The organism is Virgibacillus chiguensis (assembly GCF_900129865.1).
GTDB lineage: Bacteria > Bacillota > Bacilli > Bacillales > Amphibacillaceae > Virgibacillus > Virgibacillus chiguensis.
Genome location: NZ_FQXD01000010.1, coordinates 66,363 through 85,804 on the forward strand (window position 1 = coordinate 66,363; position 19,442 = coordinate 85,804).

Genomic DNA, 19,442 nt, shown 5'->3' on the forward strand with positions numbered 1-19,442 from the left:
GCGTGTAAATCGCTCCTGTTCGTCGTAACTTCGCTCATCCCCGCGCAGAACTCGCTCCCGTTCGTTGTAACCTCGCTCCTACTCGTGTAAATCGCTCCCGTTCGTCGTTAATTCGCTCATCTATAGTATAAAAAAGTGTACGTTAAGAAGGGGCGCTCTCCCGGCTACCACCCCGGGAGAGCATGTTGAATTACCTGTACTACCATCTTTATTCCTTTAGGTAAAAAAAATAACCAAAGGAATAAAATTTACCTAGAACTAATAAAGTTGCATATATGAAACATATAATATTTCTTGGAGAAAATCAACCATTTTAATTGAAAATTTAAAAATAAATTCACTTCCTCCAACAATTTATAGGGAATACCATATAAGCAAAACTCGCTTCAGGCATAGAAATTTTACTGTAATTCTTTATCCAACTTGACAGCAATGAGGCTTTCGTATAGGTTTATAGTAATGATGAAACAAACGACTACATTCATTGACGAGAATGAGTAAGCGTAATGATGGTTCTCCAGAGAGTTGGCATTCTTGCTGTAAGCCAATGTTCCACTTATGTTGAAGATCCTCTCCGAGAAGAAAAGCTGATCCTGTAAGTAAGCTTTTCCGGAATCCTCACCGTTATCATAGAGGCGCGTATGAAATGTACGTTGATGAGTGCCGGAGAACATGGTTTACATCGATAACTCTGGAACCAGGGTGGTAACGCGGGTTTAAGCTCGTCCCTAATGATAATTAGGGGCGGGCTTTTTTGTTGTCTCGCTTAATTTGACAAATCAAAAGTGATAAAAAAGTTAGGAGTGAATTGAGTTGGATCATCATGTAGAAGAGACGGTAGTTGAAAGGGAAAATCGGGTTAAGAAGTGGTGGCAGCAGCAGGATATATTTACAAAATCCATCACACAACGGGAAGGGAAAGAAACGTTTGTATTTTACGAGGGGCCACCTACAGCGAATGGTTTACCACATGCTGGGCATGTGCTTGGTCGCGTAATCAAAGATTTTGTTGCGCGATATAAAACAATGCAAGGTTTTCAAGTGTTAAGAAAAGCGGGTTGGGACACACATGGCTTACCCGTTGAATTAGGTGTGGAGAAAAAACTAGGTATTTCCGGTAAACAAGAAATTGAAGCATATGGCGTAGAAAAATTTATTGAAGCCTGTAAAGATAGTGTCTTTGATTATGAAAAACAATGGCGGAAATTTACAGAGGCAATTGGGTACTGGGTAGATATGGGTGATCCGTATGTGACGCTCGAAAATAATTATATTGAAAGTGTTTGGTATATTTTAGCTACCATTCATAAAAAAGGATTATTGGATAAAGGGCATCGTGTAACGCCTTATTGCCCAAGTTGTCAAACCTCGCTAAGTTCTCATGAAGTCGCACAAGGATATAAAAATGTTAAAGATTTATCCGTAACAGTGAAATTTCCACTAAAAGATGTAGCGAATACATTCTTTTTAGGGTGGACAACAACACCATGGACGTTGCCAGGAAATATTGCTCTTGCTGTACACCCTGACATGGACTATGTTAAAGTTCAGCAAAATCAGCAAGTGTTTATTGTAGCAGCTGATCGTTTACAAGCAATATGTAAAGAAGCTGACGTGTTAAGCTGGCATAAAGGAAAAGAGTTTGTTGGACTTTCTTATCAACCTCCTTTTCCAATGTCTAAAGTAAAGCGTGGGTACCAAGTCATTGGTGCGCAGTTTGTTACAAACGATAGCGGTACAGGTATTGTTCATATCGCTCCTGCGTATGGAGAAGATGACTATCATGCGGTAGAAGAAAATAGTCTTGATTTTATTCATGTCGTTGATGAGACGGGTAGATATAAGGAAGATATGCTTCCTTTAAAAGGGCAATTAGCGAAGCAGAGCGACGTAGCAATTATTAAAATGTTGGCGGAAAAAGACTTGTTGTTTGCAAAGGAAAAATATGAGCATAGCTACCCACACTGCTGGCGTTGTGATTCGCCGCTTCTTTATTACGCTATGGAAGGTTGGTTTATCCGAACGACAGCTATAAAAGATACGATTTTACAAAATAACGAACAGATCGAATGGCATCCAGAGCATATGAAGCACGGTCGATTTGGAAATTTCTTGGAAAATATGGTGGATTGGAATTTAGGAAGAAACCGTTACTGGGGAACACCATTAAATGTGTGGATATGTCAAGACTGTGAGCATCAAGTAGTTCCGAATAGTATTCAAGAGCTACAAGCATATGCGAAAGATCCGGTTCCTGATTCGTTGGAGTTGCATAAACCATACGTAGACAAGATCGTGCTCTGTTGCCCGCACTGCCATAGTGATATGTACCGTACAAAAGAAGTAATTGATGTCTGGTTTGATAGTGGCTCAATGCCGTTTGCGCAATATCATTATCCATTTGCAAACAAACAGTTATTTGAAAAACAGTTCCCAGCAGATATTATTGCTGAAGGTGTGGATCAAACGAGAGGGTGGTTTTACAGCTTATTAACGGTTGCTTCCTTATTCGTCGGCAAACCTTCTTATAAACGAGTGCTATCTTTAGGGCATATCTTAGATGAAGATGGTAAAAAAATGTCGAAAAGTAAAGGCAATGTGATTGATCCGATGCAACTGGTGGAAACGTATGGAGCGGATGCGCTTCGTTGGGCTTTATTAGCAGATAGCGCACCGTGGAACAATAAACGTTTTTCAGCAAATTTAGTTGCTCAAGCCAAATCAAAAGTGGTCGATACGTTACAAAATGTGTACGCTTTTTATGCAATGTATACGGCTATTGATCAATTTGATCCTCATCAGCATGATAAAGGGGAGCAAACATTGTTGGATAAATGGGTTTTATCTCGTCAGCAGACCGTTGTTAATCAGGTGAATCACTATTTGGATGCTTATGAATTTACATCTGCCGCGAAGGTTTTAGCGGAATTTGTAGATCAAGTGAGTAATTGGTATATTCGTCGTTCTCGTGACCGTTTTTGGGGTGAGGGAATGGGGAGTACAAAATTGGCTGCTTATCATACGTTAAGAGAAGTATTGATAACAACGAGTAAGTTGCTTGCTCCGTTTATTCCGTTTGTTACCGAGGATATTCATGTAAAGTTAACAGGTGAGAGTGTGCATCTCGTTGATTTTCCTAACGATGACAATGCGGCGATTAATGTTCAATTAGAAGAGGAAATGAGTGGCGTGGTCCAAGTTGTAGAACTTGCACGGCAGGCTCGTAACGTATCTAAAATAAAGACAAAGCAACCATTGGCCTCTTTAACAGTGGTTAGCGATGCGTCACACGCAAGCTATGTCTATAAATATGCGGAAATTATGAAAGACGAAATTAATGTGAAGCGAGTGGATGTCGCAACAGAAATGGGCGAAAACGTGCGTTATGAGGTTAAAGTGAATTTCCCTGTCGCCGGTCCGAAATTAGGAAAGCAGGTAGGGATTGTGCAGAAAAGATTGCAACAATTACCAGAAGACGCAATCACTCAGATAGTAAAAGGAGATCGAACATTAACGTTACCGTCTGGAGAGACGTTACAACTTGAGGAGGAAGATTTGTTAGTAAAGCAGGTGACAAAAAAAGGACTGGAAATGGCTGTAAACCCAACGTTTACCGTTCTTTTAGACACGCAATTAACGAAGCAATTACAGCAGGAAGGTTTAGCTCGCGAGCTTATACGAGCAGTGCAACTCTATCGGAAAGAGTTGAATTTACCGGTTGACCAACGGGTAAATATTACGTTTGCTGCTAGTGAAGAAATGAAAACCGTCATTAAATCGTTTCAATCTTTGTTAGAAACGAACCTGCTCCTAAAGGACATTCATTTTGGAGAGCGTGCTGAGATGAAAAGCATTCAACTAGAGAATGAGACCGTTCGAATAGGAATACATTAATCTTGGCAAAAAATCCAGGGAAAATCTGCCCTGGATTTTTTGTGCCATAGTGTTAAAAAATTTTTTCATCTATCTCGTAAACTTATTATAAGCACCATGTCTTACGGGACCGACATATTCATTGAGTTTCCAGCCATGCTTAATCGCCGCTGTTACAAAATCTTTTGCTCCCTTTACAGCATCTTTTACAGTACGTCCATGTGCTAGGTTAGCGGTAATAGCAGCAGCAAACGTACATCCAGCACCGTGGTTGTAGCTTGTGTTGATTTTATCTTCTTCTAATACCGTAAATTCATGCCCATCATAGAAAAGGTCAATTGCCTTCTCGTGATAAAAAGCTTTGCCACCTTTAATAACGACATTTTTTGCACCTAATTCATGAATTTTTACAGCCGCTTCTTTCATATCATTTAGCGTTTTAATAGTACCTGTTTGAGCAAGTTGACCAGCTTCAAATAGGTTAGGTGTTGTTATGATAGCATGAGGAAGTAAGCATTCACGCATCGCATCCGTGTTTTCTGGTTGCAAAACTTCGTCGTCTCCTTTACAAACCATAACAGGGTCAAGGACGTAGTTTGGTATGTCGTAGTCGGCAATTTTTTTCGCACCTAATTCTATAATATCAACGGAGCCTAACATTCCGGTTTTCATTGCATCGACACCAACGGATAGAATGGTATCTAATTGTTTCTCCACAATGGATACATCAATGGGGGACACGTTATGGCTCCATCCGTTTGGGTCCATTGTTACGATGGAAGTAAGGGCTGTCATGCCATACACATCATGTTCTTGGAATGTTTTTAAATCAGCTTGAATGCCAGCCCCGCCGCTGGAATCAGAACCTGCAAGTGTTAAAGTTTTTTTCATCGTCATAGCTATCGCTCCAAACGTGTAAATTATTCGATATTTTCTTCTATCTATATAGGATATAACAGAAGTTGGGAGATGGAAAGTAATTGATACTAATGGGAATGCGTCCACTCATTTGATTATGCTTGAAGCGCATGTAAGAAAACTGTTTAATAAAAACTTGTTGAAGGATTATTCGCATAGGATGCTTTCTTACTGCTTATACTAAAAGGAATAGCTTCTCCCATAGTACGAAACAATTGTCGTGTTAAAAACCAGTAACAATGTACATAAAAAGAAAAGAGTGCTGGAAATATGGGGCTATAACTATGTGGAGGAAAACTTCATACATACTCGTTTGTCGTTTTATTGCTTCATGTGAAAACAATAGTGTATGATGGAATTGCTCAAGAAATTTGGGATAATATGGAGGGGATTGTGTGAATGCAAAACGTTGGTGGGCTATTTTAATAGCTGCGGTTTTATTGCTTGCTTCGCTGGGGTTTCGATTTATGGGGAGCATAGCAACTACTAATTTTGAAGACATGTTTAAATTAGATGATAATCAATTTGAAGAAGAAATTATCGAAGAAGGTATAGGAGAGAAAATAGCTGTTCTTGAACTTAATGGAATTATTCAAGACACAGCGCCAAGCCCAGTGTTGAATACTACTTCGTACAACCATAAACGCTTTTTGGACATGTTAGAGCAAGCGGGAGAGGATTCGACTGTCGATGGTATTATCTTGCGCGTGAATACTCCTGGCGGTGGTGTTGTGGAAAGTGCGGAAATCCATGACAAGATCATTGAAATTCAGGAGCAATATGAAAAGCCTATTTATGTTTCGATGGGGAATACAGCCGCTTCTGGAGGGTATTATATCTCCGCACCAGCTAATAAAGTAGTTGCGCACCCAGCAACGGTAACAGGGTCCATTGGTGTCATTATGGAAGGTTATGACCTCTCGGGCTTAGCGGAAAAATGGGGAATTGATTTTAATACAATTAAAAGTGGCGAATATAAAGATATTTTGTCCTTCTCAAGAGAAATGACAGATGAAGAACGAGAGATTTTGCAGACAATGGTTGATGATATGTACGCAGATTTCGTAAATGTCATTGTTGATGGAAGAGATATGTCTGAATCCAAGGTAAGAGAATTAGGAGACGGTCGTGTATATACGGGAAGCCAAGCGAAAGAAAATGGGCTAGTAGATGAACTAGGCTCGTTAGACGATACGATTGCTTATATGGCAGAGGACAATGATTTTAATGATGTGCAGGTTGTAAAATACAATTATGCTGCTGGTTTTAATGAATGGCTTGGAATGTCGGTACAATCGATGTTTACAGATGAAGCAGAATTTCTCGGTATCATGGATATGATCCGTCAATCAAACGCACCGCGTGCTATGTACTTATACACCAATTAAAGGGGGGATAAAATGAGTGAGCTTACTGCTGAAACAGCGTCAGAAATCGTACCAGAAACGAGAAAATATGCTGGCTTTTGGATGCGATTTTGGGCGTATCTCATTGATTTAGTTGTTCTATTTAGTATCAATGGCATTCTTTTAACCCCGCTTAAATTTATCAATGATGGAGAAGTCGTTGATATCGGTTATTGGACATTAACGGGGATTCTATCAGCTGTTGTTTTTTACTTGTATTTTCTGCTGATGACAAAAAAGTTCAGCCAAACGATTGGGAAAATGATTTTAGGTATTAAAGTTGTACGTGAAAATGGCGAGCCGTTAAAGTGGAGTGATTTATTTTTCCGCGAAGTCATTGGTCGATTTTTTTATCGTGTGTTTCAAATTTTTGTGCTCTTGTATATTGTCGTGGCTTTCTCGCATGAAAAGCAAGGTATTCATGATATGATAGGTAATACGAGAGTGGTATTTGTTGACTGATGTAGAAAAAATATACAGGGAGTAAAATAAGTTACGTTTACTGCCTGTATGTTTTTCTATTCAATATATATAAGTGGTGCCACAGACTTCTTCACTGTGGTTTTTTAATGGGAGTATAGAAGGTGTTGTGAAAATTCATTTCAAATCAGGAGATGTAAGCTGTCTCAGTGGAGATGGAGAGCAGTACCCAATAGAGGCCTATAAGTCATATCCTTAGGCTATTAAGTAAAGCGTGAAGGGTAAAACAAATTTCTCGCTCATGGAAGGTTCATATTATGTTCATAATTGAACAAATGGAATGAAATCTATTGAATTCAGCTAAAAAAATTCTCATTTTTACGTGTAAATTATCAATAATAGGGAATGTAATAATGATAACTTTGTATAGATAACTGTGAAATTTAATCACGATCATCTACTATGTAAAACAGATAGACAATGAGGGTGATAACAATCTTTGTTTTATCATGGCAAAGAGAAAAACAGACAAATATTTGTCTGTAGTTTGTCATACTTTTGTCATAGCTTTTTCCTCTTTTTTATACGAAAATAGTTTATACTAATTATTATGTGAGTAAATCACTAATTATTAACTTTTCATTAAAAGAATGTAAAGTTAAAAAGACAACGAAATAAATCACAAATTGATCATTACTGAACAAGACGGTTTACGCCGTTAAATTAGGAGGGATTACCGATTATGATGGATTTGGATCCGGTGTTAATGAGTCGATTGTTAACGACAATCACTTTAGTTTTTCATATTATTTTTGCAACATTAGGTGTCGGAGTCCCATTGATGATTTCCATTGCTGAATTTATTGGGATAAAGAAAAAAGACCCACATTATACGATGTTGGCAAGGCGATGGGCCCGAGGATTTGTTATCCCAGTAGCGATTGGGGTTGTAACAGGTACGGCGATTGGTTTACAGCTATCTTTGCTTTGGCCGGAGTTTATGCAAGTTGGTGGAAACGTCATAGCTTTACCGTTATTTATGGAAGTATTTGCTTTCTTCTTTGAAGCTATTTTCTTAGGTATATACATGTATACGTGGGATCGTTTCAAAAAACCGATGACACATTGGTGGTTATCATTACCGATAGTTATTGGTGGGGCAATGTCTGCTTTCTTTATTACTACCGTCAATGCGTTTATGAATACACCAGAAGGGTTTGAAATTGGTGGAGATGGGTTTGCGGCGATCAATCCGCTTGAAGCGATGTTCAACCCAGCAACACCGACAAAAGTGTTTCACGTGTTGGCTTCTGCTTATTTAACGGTAGCAGCTATCTTAGCAGCGATTGCGGCGTTTGGTTTGTTGCGGAAAAAAACAAAAGAATACCATAAAAAAGCATTGAAGCTGACCGTAACGTTAACGTTTATTTTTGCGATTTTTACAGCCATTGCTGGAGACGTTTCTGCTAAGTTTCTTGCTGAATATCAACCAGAAAAACTAGCAGCAGGGGAATGGCATTTTGAAACAGAGGGAAATGCTGACCTCATCTTATTTGGTTGGTTAAATGAGGAGAATGAGCCAGAAGGTGTCATTCGTTTGCCAGGATTACTGAGCTTTTTAGCCTATAGTGATTTTAACGCGGAGGTTACTGGTTTAGAAGAATTTCCTGAAGCGGAGAGACCACCGTTATGGATTCACTATATGTTTGACTTGATGGTTACGATTGGCGTTTTCTTACTAGGGATATCATTTCTTTATCTACTCCTATCGAAGTTAAAACGATGGAATGAAAATAACAAATTCATGCTTTGGATGCTCGTTTTAAGTGGACCTTTAGCGATGCTTGCTATTGAATTTGGCTGGATTTACGCTGAAGAAGGTAGACAGCCGTGGATACTACGAGGATATATGACGGTGGAAGAAGCAGCGACGACGTCACCATATGTCGGTTGGATGTTTGTGTTGTTTTTACTCCTTTATATTGCTTTAGGAGTGATCGGAGCTGTTGTGCTGCGTAAAGTCTTTAAAAATAATCCAGTTGAAGACGAATTGGAGAAAAAATATCCGACCATTGAAAAGGGTGATAAATAATGAACTATGAAATAATTGGGATTTCTGTATTATGGCTCTTTTTATATGGGTATTTAATTGTTGCTTCGGTTGACTTTGGTGCAGGGTTTTATGCGTATTATGCGAAAGTGACAAAAAAAGATCATATTATGAACCAACTGATATCGAGATATTTGTCCCCAGTATGGGAAGTGACCAACGTGTTTTTTGTTTTCTTTTTCGTTGGTATTGTTGGCTTCTTCCCAGATTCAGCTTATTATTACGGTACAGCTCTGCTTGTGCCTGGTAGTATTGCGATTATTTTGTTGGCGATTCGTGGTTCGTTTTATGCATTTGAAAATTATGGTTCGAAACAAAGTAATCTGTATATGTTTCTATACGGAGCTACAGGTTTATTAATTCCTGCGTCTTTATCCGTTGCGTTAACACTTTCTGAAGGTGGCTTTATTACTGAAGAAAATGGGAAAGTAGCTTTAGATTATTTCGCTCTATTTACAAGCCCATATTCTTGGAGCGTCGTTTTCTTAGCGATCGTTTCGGTATTGTTTATTAGTGCCGCATTTTTGACTTTCTATGCGGCGAGAGCCAATGATGTTGCGGCATTAAAGCTTGTTCGTAAATATGCACTATTTTGGGCGACACCAACGATTATCGCTGCCTTGACAACATTTATTGCCTTAGGCCAGCATAATGAACGTCATTATCAAAATATGTTCGATTACTGGTGGATGTTTGGATTATCCGTTGGCTTCTTTATGATTGCCATGTGGTTAATCTATGAAGGAAAACGGTATGGACTAGCGTTTATTAGTGTGATGTTGCAATTTTTCTTTGCTTTCTTTGGGTATGGTGTGAGTCACCTCCCATATATATTAGATCCTTATATTACGGTTTACGAAAATGCGACACATGAGTCGACAGGAATTGCCTTAATTATCGTATTTATTGCAGGGCTATTCCTTCTCATTCCTTCACTAATATTGCTCATGCGCTTGTTCTTATTTGATGCTGATTATGTAAAAGGGAAAAAATAGGGGACTTCGAGCTTATCTCCCGTTGATCCCCTCTTTCTTAGTACTATTAGGAACGATGGCGTTTTTATGTCATAAGAATTTGGACATAATCCACGTTTTCTAAAAGGAAAGTTAAAAAATTAGGTGCTGTAAGATTTCCATTCCTGAGTTTTGGTGGCTGTATGGATTTGGGAGATGAACAGCACCTAAATTGTCATTTGTTCCGCTATAAGAGAGTTTATAGTATAAGAAAAACAAAAGAATGAGCCATGAAGACTTGACGATAAGCCAAGTTTTACGATTTCGGTACGCTATAAATTATTGCTTATACAATGCGTTTGCCTTCATGTATAATGAAGATGAATCATAGCTCTACAGATGAAGGAGCGTCTACATGAATCAGATAAAAAATTATTTATACGAAAATAAACAAAGTGCGATCTATTTGCTGCTGCTTTCCCTTTTAATGGGCGGTGCCATCGTTGTACAGGCGTATTTACTTGTCACTATCATTGATGGTGCTTTTTTGAAAGATTGGAGCTTTCAAGAAACTATTCCATTATTAGCAGTTCTATTCTTTATTTTACTAGCTAGAAGCTTCATTCCTTTCATAAGCGGAAAGATTGGGATACGCCTTGGTACATCAGCGAAAAGCCATTTTCGTAAGCAGTTGCTTTCCCATTTTGCTAATAACCCAGTCCAAGCTTCTTTAAAAGGACAATCGGGGCAAAAGGTTAGTCTTATGATGGACGCTATTGATGAAGTGGATAGTTATTTTAGCAGTTATATTCCACAAGTTATTCGCTCATCTGTTATTCCCCTCATCATTTTAATTGTTGTGTTTACAGAACATGTGAATTCTGGCCTCATCATGTTGATTACCTCCCCGTTTATTCCGTTGTTTATGGTGATCATTGGTATGCAAACAAAAAAGAAATCGGAAGAGCAAATGGAGGAGCTAGCTGCTTTTTCTGGTCGATTTTTGGATACGTTGCAAGGGCTTGTTACGTTGAAATTGTTTGGCAAAGCGAAACAACAAAAAAAGGTCATTCAAACGAGCAGTTTACGATTTCGAGATGCAACCATGGAAATTTTAAAAGTAGCCTTTACTTCTTCGTTTATGCTTGAGCTCATTTCCATGCTAGCAATCGGCTTGGTTGCTTTAGAAGTGGCTTTACAGCTTATCGTTTTTGACGGAATTGCTTTTTTCACTGCATTTCTTGTACTCGTTTTGGCACCGGAATATTTTACATCGCTTCGTCAGTTGGGAACGGCATTTCATAATGGAAAAAGTAGCATGGGAGCTGCTAAAAAAGTAGCAGAAGAATTGGCGCTAGAGGAGGATTCTGCTGTTATTTGGGGAGAAAAGCCATTTTCTAAACCAGAGGGCCCTGCAAGTTTGGAACTGCAACAAGTTACATTTCAGTATGGAGAGGATGCGTTTACGTTACATCCTATGAGTACGACTTTTGCTCCCAAATCTAAAAACGCCATTGTAGGAAAAACAGGGTCTGGTAAATCAACGCTTTTGCATTTGCTTGCGGGAATTGTCGTGCCAGATGCAGGAAAGATATTACTAGGAGGTAATCCATTATCTGCATACAAGGAAGCCGATTGGTTCGCTCAACTGAGTTATATTTCGCAACATCCGTATATATTTGCTGGAACGATTGCTGAAAATATTGCCATAGGCAGTCGGGAAACAGCAACACGGGAAGCCATCACACGTGCGGCAGAAGAAGCGGGGCTAGCTGACATGATTATGGCTTTAGAAAATGGATATGATACCCATGTTGGTGAAGGTGGGAGAGGGCTATCTGGTGGTGAGAAGCAACGTTTAGCTTTAGCCAGAGCTTTTTTAAAACAACCGGCAATTGTTTTATTTGATGAGCCGACGACTGGGCTTGATTTAAAGACGGAGCGTATTCTTCAGGCTTCCATTCAAAAATTGTCGGAAACAGCAACTATCATTACCGTTGCACACCGCCTGCACACGATTAAAGATGCGGATCATATTCTATACCTTGATCAAGGACGGTTAATTGCGGAAGGAACGCATGCACAACTGCTGGAACATGCAGAGGGCTACCGGAAGATGGTAACCATACAGCGAGGAGGGCTGCAGCGATGAAAGAATTAACCTCTATCATGCGAATGATGATGAAAGAAAAAAAAGATATCGTCCTTTCTATCATATTGGGATTTATTGCTGGTTTGGCTGCCGTGCTGTTATTTTCTGCTAGTGGTTATTTAATATCAAAAGCAGCATTTGCCCCGCCTTTTTACACATTAATGCTTGTCATTGCGTCTGTGAAATTATTAAGCTTTATTCGCGCGTTTAGTCGTTATGGTGAGAGATATGTATCTCATCGAGGTACGTTTACGATGCTTAGCCAATTGCGGATGGCTTTTTATGAAAAATTAGAGCCATTAGCGCCAGGAATCTTCCAGAAATATCGTAGCGGGGATTTGCTATCTCGTATTGTCGGTGACGTGGAGAGTTTGCAAAATCTCTTTTTACGTGTTGTGTATCCGCCGATTGTATTGGCGCTCGTATTTATGAGTACCATCTTTTTTACAATGTTTTATTCTATCGAAACAGCAGTAATTTTGTTTGGCGGATTTTTACTCACTGCGATCGTGATACCAGCTATTTTTGCGGCACGTCAACGGACTATTGATAGTAAGGTACGCTTGAAAAGAGCGGCTCTTTCTACAGAGGTCACGGAATTACTATACGGATTTCGCGATTTGAAGATTTATCAGCAGTTAGACAATAAAGAAAAGCAGTTACTTCAAGCTTCTGATACTTACATTACGGAGCAAGAACAAGAAGAAAAGACGACGTTATTTAATCAGTCGTTAAATCAATTTGTCTCCTTACTTGTAACAGTAGCCGTATTAGCAGTAGGTGCCTATCTCATTGATACAGGTGAATTGGACGGGATTTTTCTTGCTATGCTGATTATGATTACATTAACTGTGTTTGAAGATGCGCCAGCAATGGCTGTGTTCCCGATTCATTTTAACGATAGTCGTCGTTCTGCCAAACGGTTATTTTCCATTATGGAGCAAAAAGACGGACAGGAACAGGAGCACGTTGCCCAAACGTTAACAATCAATGAGCCACCAGAAATCACATTGGAAAATGTTAGCTTCACATTTACTGGAGAAGAGCGGCGAGCTGTTGAACAGGTAGATGTTCACCTTCCTAGCGGTTCAAAAACAGCACTTGTAGGGGCAAGTGGTTCAGGGAAGTCAACGCTTATGCAGTTAATGCTTTATTTGGTTGCACCGGAGCAAGGAAGGGTCATGATAAATGGAATAGAATTAGCGCATGTGGATGAGGAAAGTATTTGGCAATTAGCGAATGTTGTTTTACAAGAGAATCATTTCTTTTATGGTACCATTCGCGATAACTTATTGCTGGCTAATGATACAGCTACCGATGAAGAATTACAATCCATTTTAGCTATGGTGCAATTGGAGCATTTTCATTTAGAGGATAAAGTGTATGAACGAGGAGAAAACTTGTCCGGCGGTGAAAAACAACGACTTGCTATCGCCCGAGCAATGTTAAAAGGCGGCTCATTTTGGGTATTGGATGAGCCGACATCCTCTTTAGATGCGGTTACAGAGCAAGCCATCTATGATCACTTATTCAGGCAAGCGGCAGATGACACCGTTGTGCTCATTAGCCACCGTTTAGCAGGATTGGAAACAATGGATCAAATCATTGTCATGGATGAAGGGAAAGTCGTAGAAGTTGGTACATTTACAGAATTGATGGAAAAACAAGGGTATTTCTATGAAATGAAGGAATTGGAGAATAATTTGTTGTAACTCACATAAAAACCATGAAGAAGTGGCGGCTCTTTCATGGTTTTTATTTATTGTCGCTTCTAGTTTGGTTTTCTGTCTGTTCCTTCTTTATTTGAAAAGATACAATCGTACTTTCTCCAAGTATACTAGCGATGGATAGGCCTTCTCCAAAGAACCGCTTTAAGCGTAAGTCTGTGTTGACAAGCCCAACTCCTGATTTACTAGCCGATTGTTTAGATAAAATATGGGCTAACTTTGCTTCATCTATGCCGACTCCATTGTCCTCTATGGATATTTCTACATACGTTGCATAGTTTTTAACTCTTATCCAAATAGTTCCACCTTGAACGCGATTCATAATGCCGTGACGGATGGCGTTCTCTATGAGAGGTTGGATAGTCAGAAAAGGAACTTTAATCTCTTCATGTGTATCTATATCCCAATCCACTTGTAGCCTGTCTGAAAACCTTACTTGTTCAATGTACAAATATGAGCGGACCATTTTCAATTCTTCTTCAAGCGGAATTAATTCATTCATATTTTTAAATTTGAACTTATTTCTAAGAAAATGGCTAAATTCATTTAGTAAATCTTGCATTTTTTCAACGTCAATGATGCTTAAACTAGCTATGGCATTCAATGTATTAAATAAAAAATGCGGTTGAATCTGTGCTTGTAGCCAAGCCGTTTCTAATCGTAGTTGTTCCTGAGCCGCTTGTTTTATGCTCGTTAATGTTTCAATTCGGGATCTGATTTCCATCGCTTCCACCGGTTTTGTTACATAGTCATTTGCTCCAGCTAGAAAACCACTACGTATATCATCTGTCTTTCTGCGTGCTGTTAATAAAAGAATAGGCAGTTCGGTTAAAGAATATTGTTTGCGAATCCTTTCTGTAAGCTCATAACCAGACATTTGTGGCATCATCACATCGGAAATAATGAGATCCCATTCTTTCTCATTCAAAATGGCAAGAGCTTGCTGTCCGTTCATTACAGTAGTAATCCTATAATTTTCTAGGTGGAGAATTGTTTTCATTACTTCTAAATTAACTGGATCATCATCCACTATTAAAATGTTTGCTTGTCTAGCTGTTGGGTTATTTTTTCTTTTAGCTTCCGTTGTTGAAGCAGTTTCCGTTTGAAGGGCAGAAGACTCCGTGTGAAAATAGGTCGTTTGGTCCAAGAACGTTTGTGTTTCTTGGTGAAATGAATCTACTTCTTGAGCATTTGCTAGCTCTAAGGAAAAAGTAAATGTAGATCCTTTACCTAAAGTGGAATCCACTTCTAATGTCCCACCGTGAAGCTCAACCAATTGTTTCGTTATGCTTAATCCAAGTCCAAATCCGCCTTCAATCCTAGTTTCTTTGGCGTTCGCTTGTTCATAAGGTTGAAATAGTCGTGTTAACATTTCCTTGTCCATACCAATACCCGTGTCTGTAATGGAAATGATGGCTTTTTCACCTTCGACATATGCATGGATCGTAATTTGTCCTTCATTTGTGTATTTCACCGCATTGTGGAGTAAATTAAAGACGATTTGAATAACTCGGTTCTCATCTGCAAATACGCTGGGGAAATCCTGTGGTATGTGTTGAACAATTTTAATCGGTTTCCCTTCTATGGTGAATCTTAGCATGTCATTGACTCCTGCAATAATGGAAGTAATGGAAATAGGTTCTTTTTTTAATCGATAACTCCCTTGTTTAAGACTGGTTACGTCAAGCAAATCATTGAGAATGAAGTCCATTCTACGCCCAACGGATAAAATAGTTTCCAGTTCTTTGACGCTTCTTTGTTGTAAAGAGAATTGCTCTCTCTCTAAGATTGCTTGCGACATATTTAAGATGCCGTGGAGCGGATTTTTAAATTCATGCGACGTATTTGCTAAAAACTGATCCTTATGGTCATTCATACGCTGCAATCTGGACGCCAAATTTTTCGTATCAGCGTACATTTTAAAATAATCTTTAAACCATACACTAGCAAAACACCCCATGGCAATAAACAGATCAAATGGATAATGCGGTACAGTAACGCCGCTTTCTCTCCAAATAATAGTCCAGATAAAATGGTGGGTTAATGCGGTTAATGAAAAGAGCAACAAAACATTTACTTTTGGATCGCTTGTAAATTGACGCCAAATGGCTATTACAGAAATGATTGTTGCGATTCCAATAAATAAAAAATAAACCGGAAAAAGGGATATAATTTGTGTCACATTTAAAAATAATGTTATCCCTGCCGTACCAAGCAACATAATAGCGTAAATAGGATAGATTCGTTGCCAATACGGTAAAGTTCGATGCTCGGTACAGTTTATCAAAGCATAAAAAGTAAGGAGTAGTATAGCGTTTGCTAAGCGAAAATCCCATTCCTGTCCCATATAAATGAATTGGTGAAATAATTTTTCATCACTACTTAATAAACTTCCCATCATTGTGCTAAATACTAGAATGGAGAAGAATAGTAATCTTTTTTCTCTGTTTCCAAGGAAATATAGTAACAGGGCATATACTACATGGACTAGAAATACAATGGCTGAAGCAATCTGCATCGTATAGGAAAATTTAATGTCTGTTAAAATGGCGTCTTCTGAACCGAACTTCATCGAACGAACAATCCCACTACTTCGTTTGTCCGTAAAATTTGCTGCCTGTACCCAAATATCAACCTTCCCGTTTTCATCTGCTGTAAACGTAGCTGAATAAGGGAGGTTTTTAGATAGATATGTTTCTTTCTCTTTGCCTACTTGTCCAGATTCATCGATGAGTCGCCCATTCACAAAGATTTTAGAAGCACTTCGTATGCTAGAAACGCGCATACTGTAATTGATATCTTGGTTAGGATCTACTTGTACTTGCAACCGGTAGGTACCGAATCCATATGGAGATTGTAAGGCTTCATTCCATTCACCTGGAACTTGTATTGTTTTTGGTGTTTTCGTTAACTGTGAAGGTTCTTCCCCTGTGATTAGAGATTGTGGATAAAATTTCCATTTTCCATCTAATAAAAGAATGTCATCACTGGTAGCATCCCAATCTCGTAAATCTAATTGCCCATTTTTAATAGATAGCTGTTCTTGCGATTGGAAAACGTTCGTCCATAAAAAGCGTGAACCAGACAATAAGATGAGGAAAAGAATAGTAATGGATAAAAAATATTTTTTTCTCCTTAGAAAACGAGTTAATTTGTTGCTCAAGATAGATGCTCCTCTAGTTTATAATGTGTACGGAATGGTTATCACTACATTTCTTGTTTGGCTACTTTCCATACTTTTACATTAATATCTAAAATCTATTATAGCTATAAAATCAATGTGAAGCATTACATCTGTAAATATAATTCCTTCTTTAGGAAATTTACATCCCTCTCTGTGCGATAGGGAAGAAGAATACTTGCTTTTAATCGTTTAGGTAATCGCCTTGTATCGCACGTTGGGAGCCACTACATACTATGAATGGTACTTGCAGGCGAGTTTTTTCCAAATTCAAAGTGCTGTGCAAGACCCCTGGAAGCTACGTAACGAACTGGGAAAGTTTCAATGGGAGATAATAGCAACATCTAAGTTCTCCAATTGTTCAGCAACTGTAAAAGTTTATTAGTATAACAAAAACGTAGCGTTTTTTCGCCATAAGATTTGGCGACATGCTAAGTTTTTCTTTCTGTACGAACAATCAGTGGGAGATGAAAGAAAGCCCTTTACTTACTGATTTTTATAAGAAACAGCGTTCTTCTAAGGCTACGAATCCCACTTAACATTTTTCTAAAGATGGAGAATTGAATAAGTGGTTAAGCTAAGTTCAATAAAAAACAGCAAGTGTAAAACATGCCTTGCTGTTGAGTTATTTTAGAGCTGTTATTTATATAGTGGATATGCTGTCCATTTTATATCTTTGCCTATTTTTTCAATGGATACGTCGGTGAATTCAATGGATTCTTCCATTGTTTCAACTCCATCCCCTTCCAAAAAAGTAGGGGCATTTTTTCCGCCAATTACCTTTGGTGCCATGTATAGAATGAATTTATCTATGAGCTTGCGTTCCAAGAAAGCGGCGTTGATGGTGCCGCCTGCTTCTAAAAGTAAAGAAGAAATGCCTTGTTCTCCTAAATAGGTCACAATGTTACAAGGATCTATCACCTGAGAATCATTTGTTACAATAACTTTTATTCCTTCTGCTTCTAATGCGTTTCGCTTTTCGATATCATGAATGGACGTTGTGAAAATCCATGTTTCTGCTTGCTTATCTTGAATGAGTTGGTAATGCAGTGGTATTTTTAATGTTGAATCCATCACAATACGAATTGGGTTTCGTCCATTTGGAATACGGGCTGTCAGCGCAGGATCATCTTTTAAAACGGTATTTATTCCCGTTAAAATAGTTACATGTTCGTGGCGTAATTGATGAACATCTTTTCGTGCTTCCTCCGATGTAATCCATTTGCTATGAGACGTATGTGTGGCTACTTTCCCGTCCATCGTAATGCCTGTTTTTAAGGTAATAAATGGTCTTTTTTGTTCCATAAATGTATTGAAAACTTCATTCATTTTGCGTGCTTCTTCTCCGCAAACACCAATTTCTACATCAATACCCGCTGTTTTTAAAATAGAAGCCCCATTTCCACACACCATTGGGTTTGGGTCTAACGTGGCTATGATGACTTTTTTAACACCTGCCTGAACGATTGCTTCAGCGCATGGTCCCGTCCGACCATGGTGAGAGCAAGGTTCTAATGTAACATACAACGTGCTTCCATGAGCTTGTTCGCCTGCCATACGCAAAGCGTGTATTTCTGCATGGGCTTCTCCTGCTTTTAAATGCGCACCAATGCCAACGATCCGACTATGATGAACAATGACACAACCGACTAACGGGTTGGGATCTGTTTGTCCTTTCATAGCACGAGCATGATTCAAAGCTATGTTCATATAAAATGCATCTGTGGTCATCGTAATAAAGCTCCTTCTGGTTGATAATGTCCAGACTTTGTCACTTTTGTTTGTAAATAGTTACGATTGTACTCTGATATATCCCCCCATAGTGGAGTCCTACCGTGTATAGGCACACCTGCTTCGTTAAAAGCGTCCAGTTTTTCAGGGTTGTTGGTGATAACGGTTACAGGTTTTTGACGTAACTGTTTTAACACACGAAGCGCGTCCATGTAATTTCTGGAATCATTTACAAAGCCTAAGCTTTCATTAGCTTCGACTGTATCGTAGCCATTTTCTTGCAAGATATAGGCCATTGCTTTACTAAACAGTCCAATACCTCTGCCTTCATGATTGGCCAAATAAAACAGCGCACCTGAACCATTTTCTTTTATACGCAACATGGCTTCCCTTAATTGAAATCCACAATCGCAACGCTTGCTACCGAAAATATCCCCAGTATGGCATATCGAATGCATCCGCACAAGCGCATTATCTGCTTTACCGAAATCACCATAAACTAAAACACTGGATTGCTGCGAATCAGCTAAATTTGCAGAGGATAATTTCTCAATAATAGATTGATAATCATTCGTAACTACTTCAGCGTTCAGCCAACAATACCAATGAAATAGGCTTGTCTCTCCGTGTAAATTCACAGGGAGTTGAATTGGCCCAACTAAATATATTGCTTCGTCACCATTATCTATCCGCTGAATTTTATCTCTCAAAATAGAAAAAACATGAGGAGTTAGCTTCTTTTGTTGTTCCATTTTATAATCTCCCTTCGTATCTTTTAAGTATAATGAAAAAGATAAGCTACTTCAACGGTTCGGATTTAAAAGTCGTTCGCCCCGCGCGCGGAATCCGCTCCTGTCCGTCGGTAATGCGCTCCTCCCCGCGAGGAAACCGCTCTTGCCCGTCGGAAAAACGCTCGTCCTCGTGCGTAAACCGCTCCTGCCCGTCGGAAAAGCGCTCCTCCTCGTGCGTAA

General features: G+C 39.0%; 11 protein-coding genes and 1 other annotated feature. Of the genes, 7 read left to right on the plus strand and 4 right to left on the minus strand.

Going from position 1 to position 19,442, the window contains the following annotated elements; all coding sequences use genetic code 11:
- The first annotated feature begins 475 nt into the window (after window positions 1–475).
- Window positions 476–733: a binding site (T-box leader), on the plus strand.
- A gap of 80 nt (window positions 734–813) precedes the next feature.
- Entirely contained in the window at window positions 814–3,894 is a 3,081-nt protein-coding gene (gene ileS, locus BUB45_RS12180) for an isoleucine--tRNA ligase (protein WP_073009669.1), read from the plus strand.
- A gap of 69 nt (window positions 3,895–3,963) precedes the next feature.
- Here the strand turns inward: ileS and pdxK are convergent, their stop codons facing one another.
- Window positions 3,964–4,770 (minus strand): pyridoxine/pyridoxal/pyridoxamine kinase, encoded by an 807-nt coding sequence (pdxK, locus tag BUB45_RS12185; RefSeq protein ID WP_073009672.1) that lies wholly within the window; start codon window positions 4,768–4,770, stop codon window positions 3,964–3,966.
- A 416-nt stretch (window positions 4,771–5,186) separates the two neighbouring features.
- On the opposite strand from pdxK, the gene sppA reads away from it, so the two are divergent.
- The 6 genes from sppA to cydC all read left to right on the plus strand — a co-directional run bounded on the left by sppA (window position 5,187) and on the right by cydC (window position 13,544).
- A complete protein-coding gene (gene sppA, locus BUB45_RS12190; protein WP_073009675.1) occupies window positions 5,187–6,179 on the plus strand; it encodes a signal peptide peptidase SppA in 993 nt (330 codons plus the stop codon).
- A gap of 12 nt (window positions 6,180–6,191) precedes the next feature.
- On the plus strand, window positions 6,192–6,659 hold the full coding sequence (locus BUB45_RS12195) for an RDD family protein (protein WP_073009678.1): 468 nt from the start codon (window positions 6,192–6,194) through the stop codon (window positions 6,657–6,659).
- Window positions 6,660–7,359: 700 nt separating this feature from the next.
- Window positions 7,360–8,709, plus strand: a complete 1,350-nt coding sequence (locus tag BUB45_RS12200) for a cytochrome ubiquinol oxidase subunit I (protein WP_073009681.1) — start codon at window positions 7,360–7,362, stop codon at window positions 8,707–8,709.
- Complete coding sequence (locus BUB45_RS12205; RefSeq protein WP_170861758.1) at window positions 8,709–9,722, plus strand: cytochrome d ubiquinol oxidase subunit II; 1,014 nt, start codon at window positions 8,709–8,711, stop codon at window positions 9,720–9,722. Before BUB45_RS12200 ends, BUB45_RS12205 begins: the two co-directional genes overlap by 1 nt.
- 373 nt (window positions 9,723–10,095) lie before the next feature.
- Window positions 10,096–11,832, plus strand: a complete 1,737-nt coding sequence (gene cydD, locus BUB45_RS12210; RefSeq protein ID WP_073009687.1) for a thiol reductant ABC exporter subunit CydD — start codon at window positions 10,096–10,098, stop codon at window positions 11,830–11,832.
- Window positions 11,829–13,544, plus strand: coding sequence for a thiol reductant ABC exporter subunit CydC (gene cydC / locus BUB45_RS12215; RefSeq protein WP_073009690.1), 1,716 nt, complete (start codon window positions 11,829–11,831; stop codon window positions 13,542–13,544). Before cydD ends, cydC begins: the two co-directional genes overlap by 4 nt.
- Before the next feature lie 43 nt (window positions 13,545–13,587).
- On the opposite strand, the gene BUB45_RS12220 is transcribed toward cydC, so the two are convergent.
- From BUB45_RS12220 to BUB45_RS12230, 3 genes are all read right to left on the minus strand, one after another.
- A complete protein-coding gene (locus tag BUB45_RS12220; protein WP_073009693.1) occupies window positions 13,588–16,722 on the minus strand; it encodes a hybrid sensor histidine kinase/response regulator in 3,135 nt (1,044 codons plus the stop codon).
- A 657-nt stretch (window positions 16,723–17,379) separates the two neighbouring features.
- Window positions 17,380–18,471 (minus strand): bifunctional diaminohydroxyphosphoribosylaminopyrimidine deaminase/5-amino-6-(5-phosphoribosylamino)uracil reductase RibD, encoded by a 1,092-nt coding sequence (gene ribD / locus BUB45_RS12225; protein ID WP_073009696.1) that lies wholly within the window; start codon window positions 18,469–18,471, stop codon window positions 17,380–17,382.
- Window positions 18,468–19,223 (minus strand): GTP cyclohydrolase II, encoded by a 756-nt coding sequence (locus BUB45_RS12230; protein WP_073009699.1) that lies wholly within the window; start codon window positions 19,221–19,223, stop codon window positions 18,468–18,470. Before BUB45_RS12230 ends, ribD begins: the two co-directional genes overlap by 4 nt.
- Window positions 19,224–19,442: the final 219 nt, after the last annotated feature.

What these genes read in the sequence shown, in the direction of transcription:
- pdxK (WP_073009672.1), bottom strand. Translation starts at nt 4,770, where the DNA reads ATGACGATGAAAAAAACTTTAACACTTGCAGGTTCTGATTCCAGCGGC.
- BUB45_RS12195 (WP_073009678.1), top strand. Translation starts at nt 6,192, where the DNA reads ATGAGTGAGCTTACTGCTGAAACAGCGTCAGAAATCGTACCAGAAACG.
- BUB45_RS12200 (WP_073009681.1), top strand. Translation starts at nt 7,360, where the DNA reads ATGATGGATTTGGATCCGGTGTTAATGAGTCGATTGTTAACGACAATC.
- BUB45_RS12205 (WP_170861758.1), top strand. Translation starts at nt 8,709, where the DNA reads ATGAACTATGAAATAATTGGGATTTCTGTATTATGGCTCTTTTTATAT.
- cydD (WP_073009687.1), top strand. Translation starts at nt 10,096, where the DNA reads ATGAATCAGATAAAAAATTATTTATACGAAAATAAACAAAGTGCGATC.
- cydC (WP_073009690.1), top strand. Translation starts at nt 11,829, where the DNA reads ATGAAAGAATTAACCTCTATCATGCGAATGATGATGAAAGAAAAAAAA.
- ribD (WP_073009696.1), bottom strand. Translation starts at nt 18,471, where the DNA reads ATGACCACAGATGCATTTTATATGAACATAGCTTTGAATCATGCTCGT.
- BUB45_RS12230 (WP_073009699.1), bottom strand. Translation starts at nt 19,223, where the DNA reads ATGGAACAACAAAAGAAGCTAACTCCTCATGTTTTTTCTATTTTGAGA.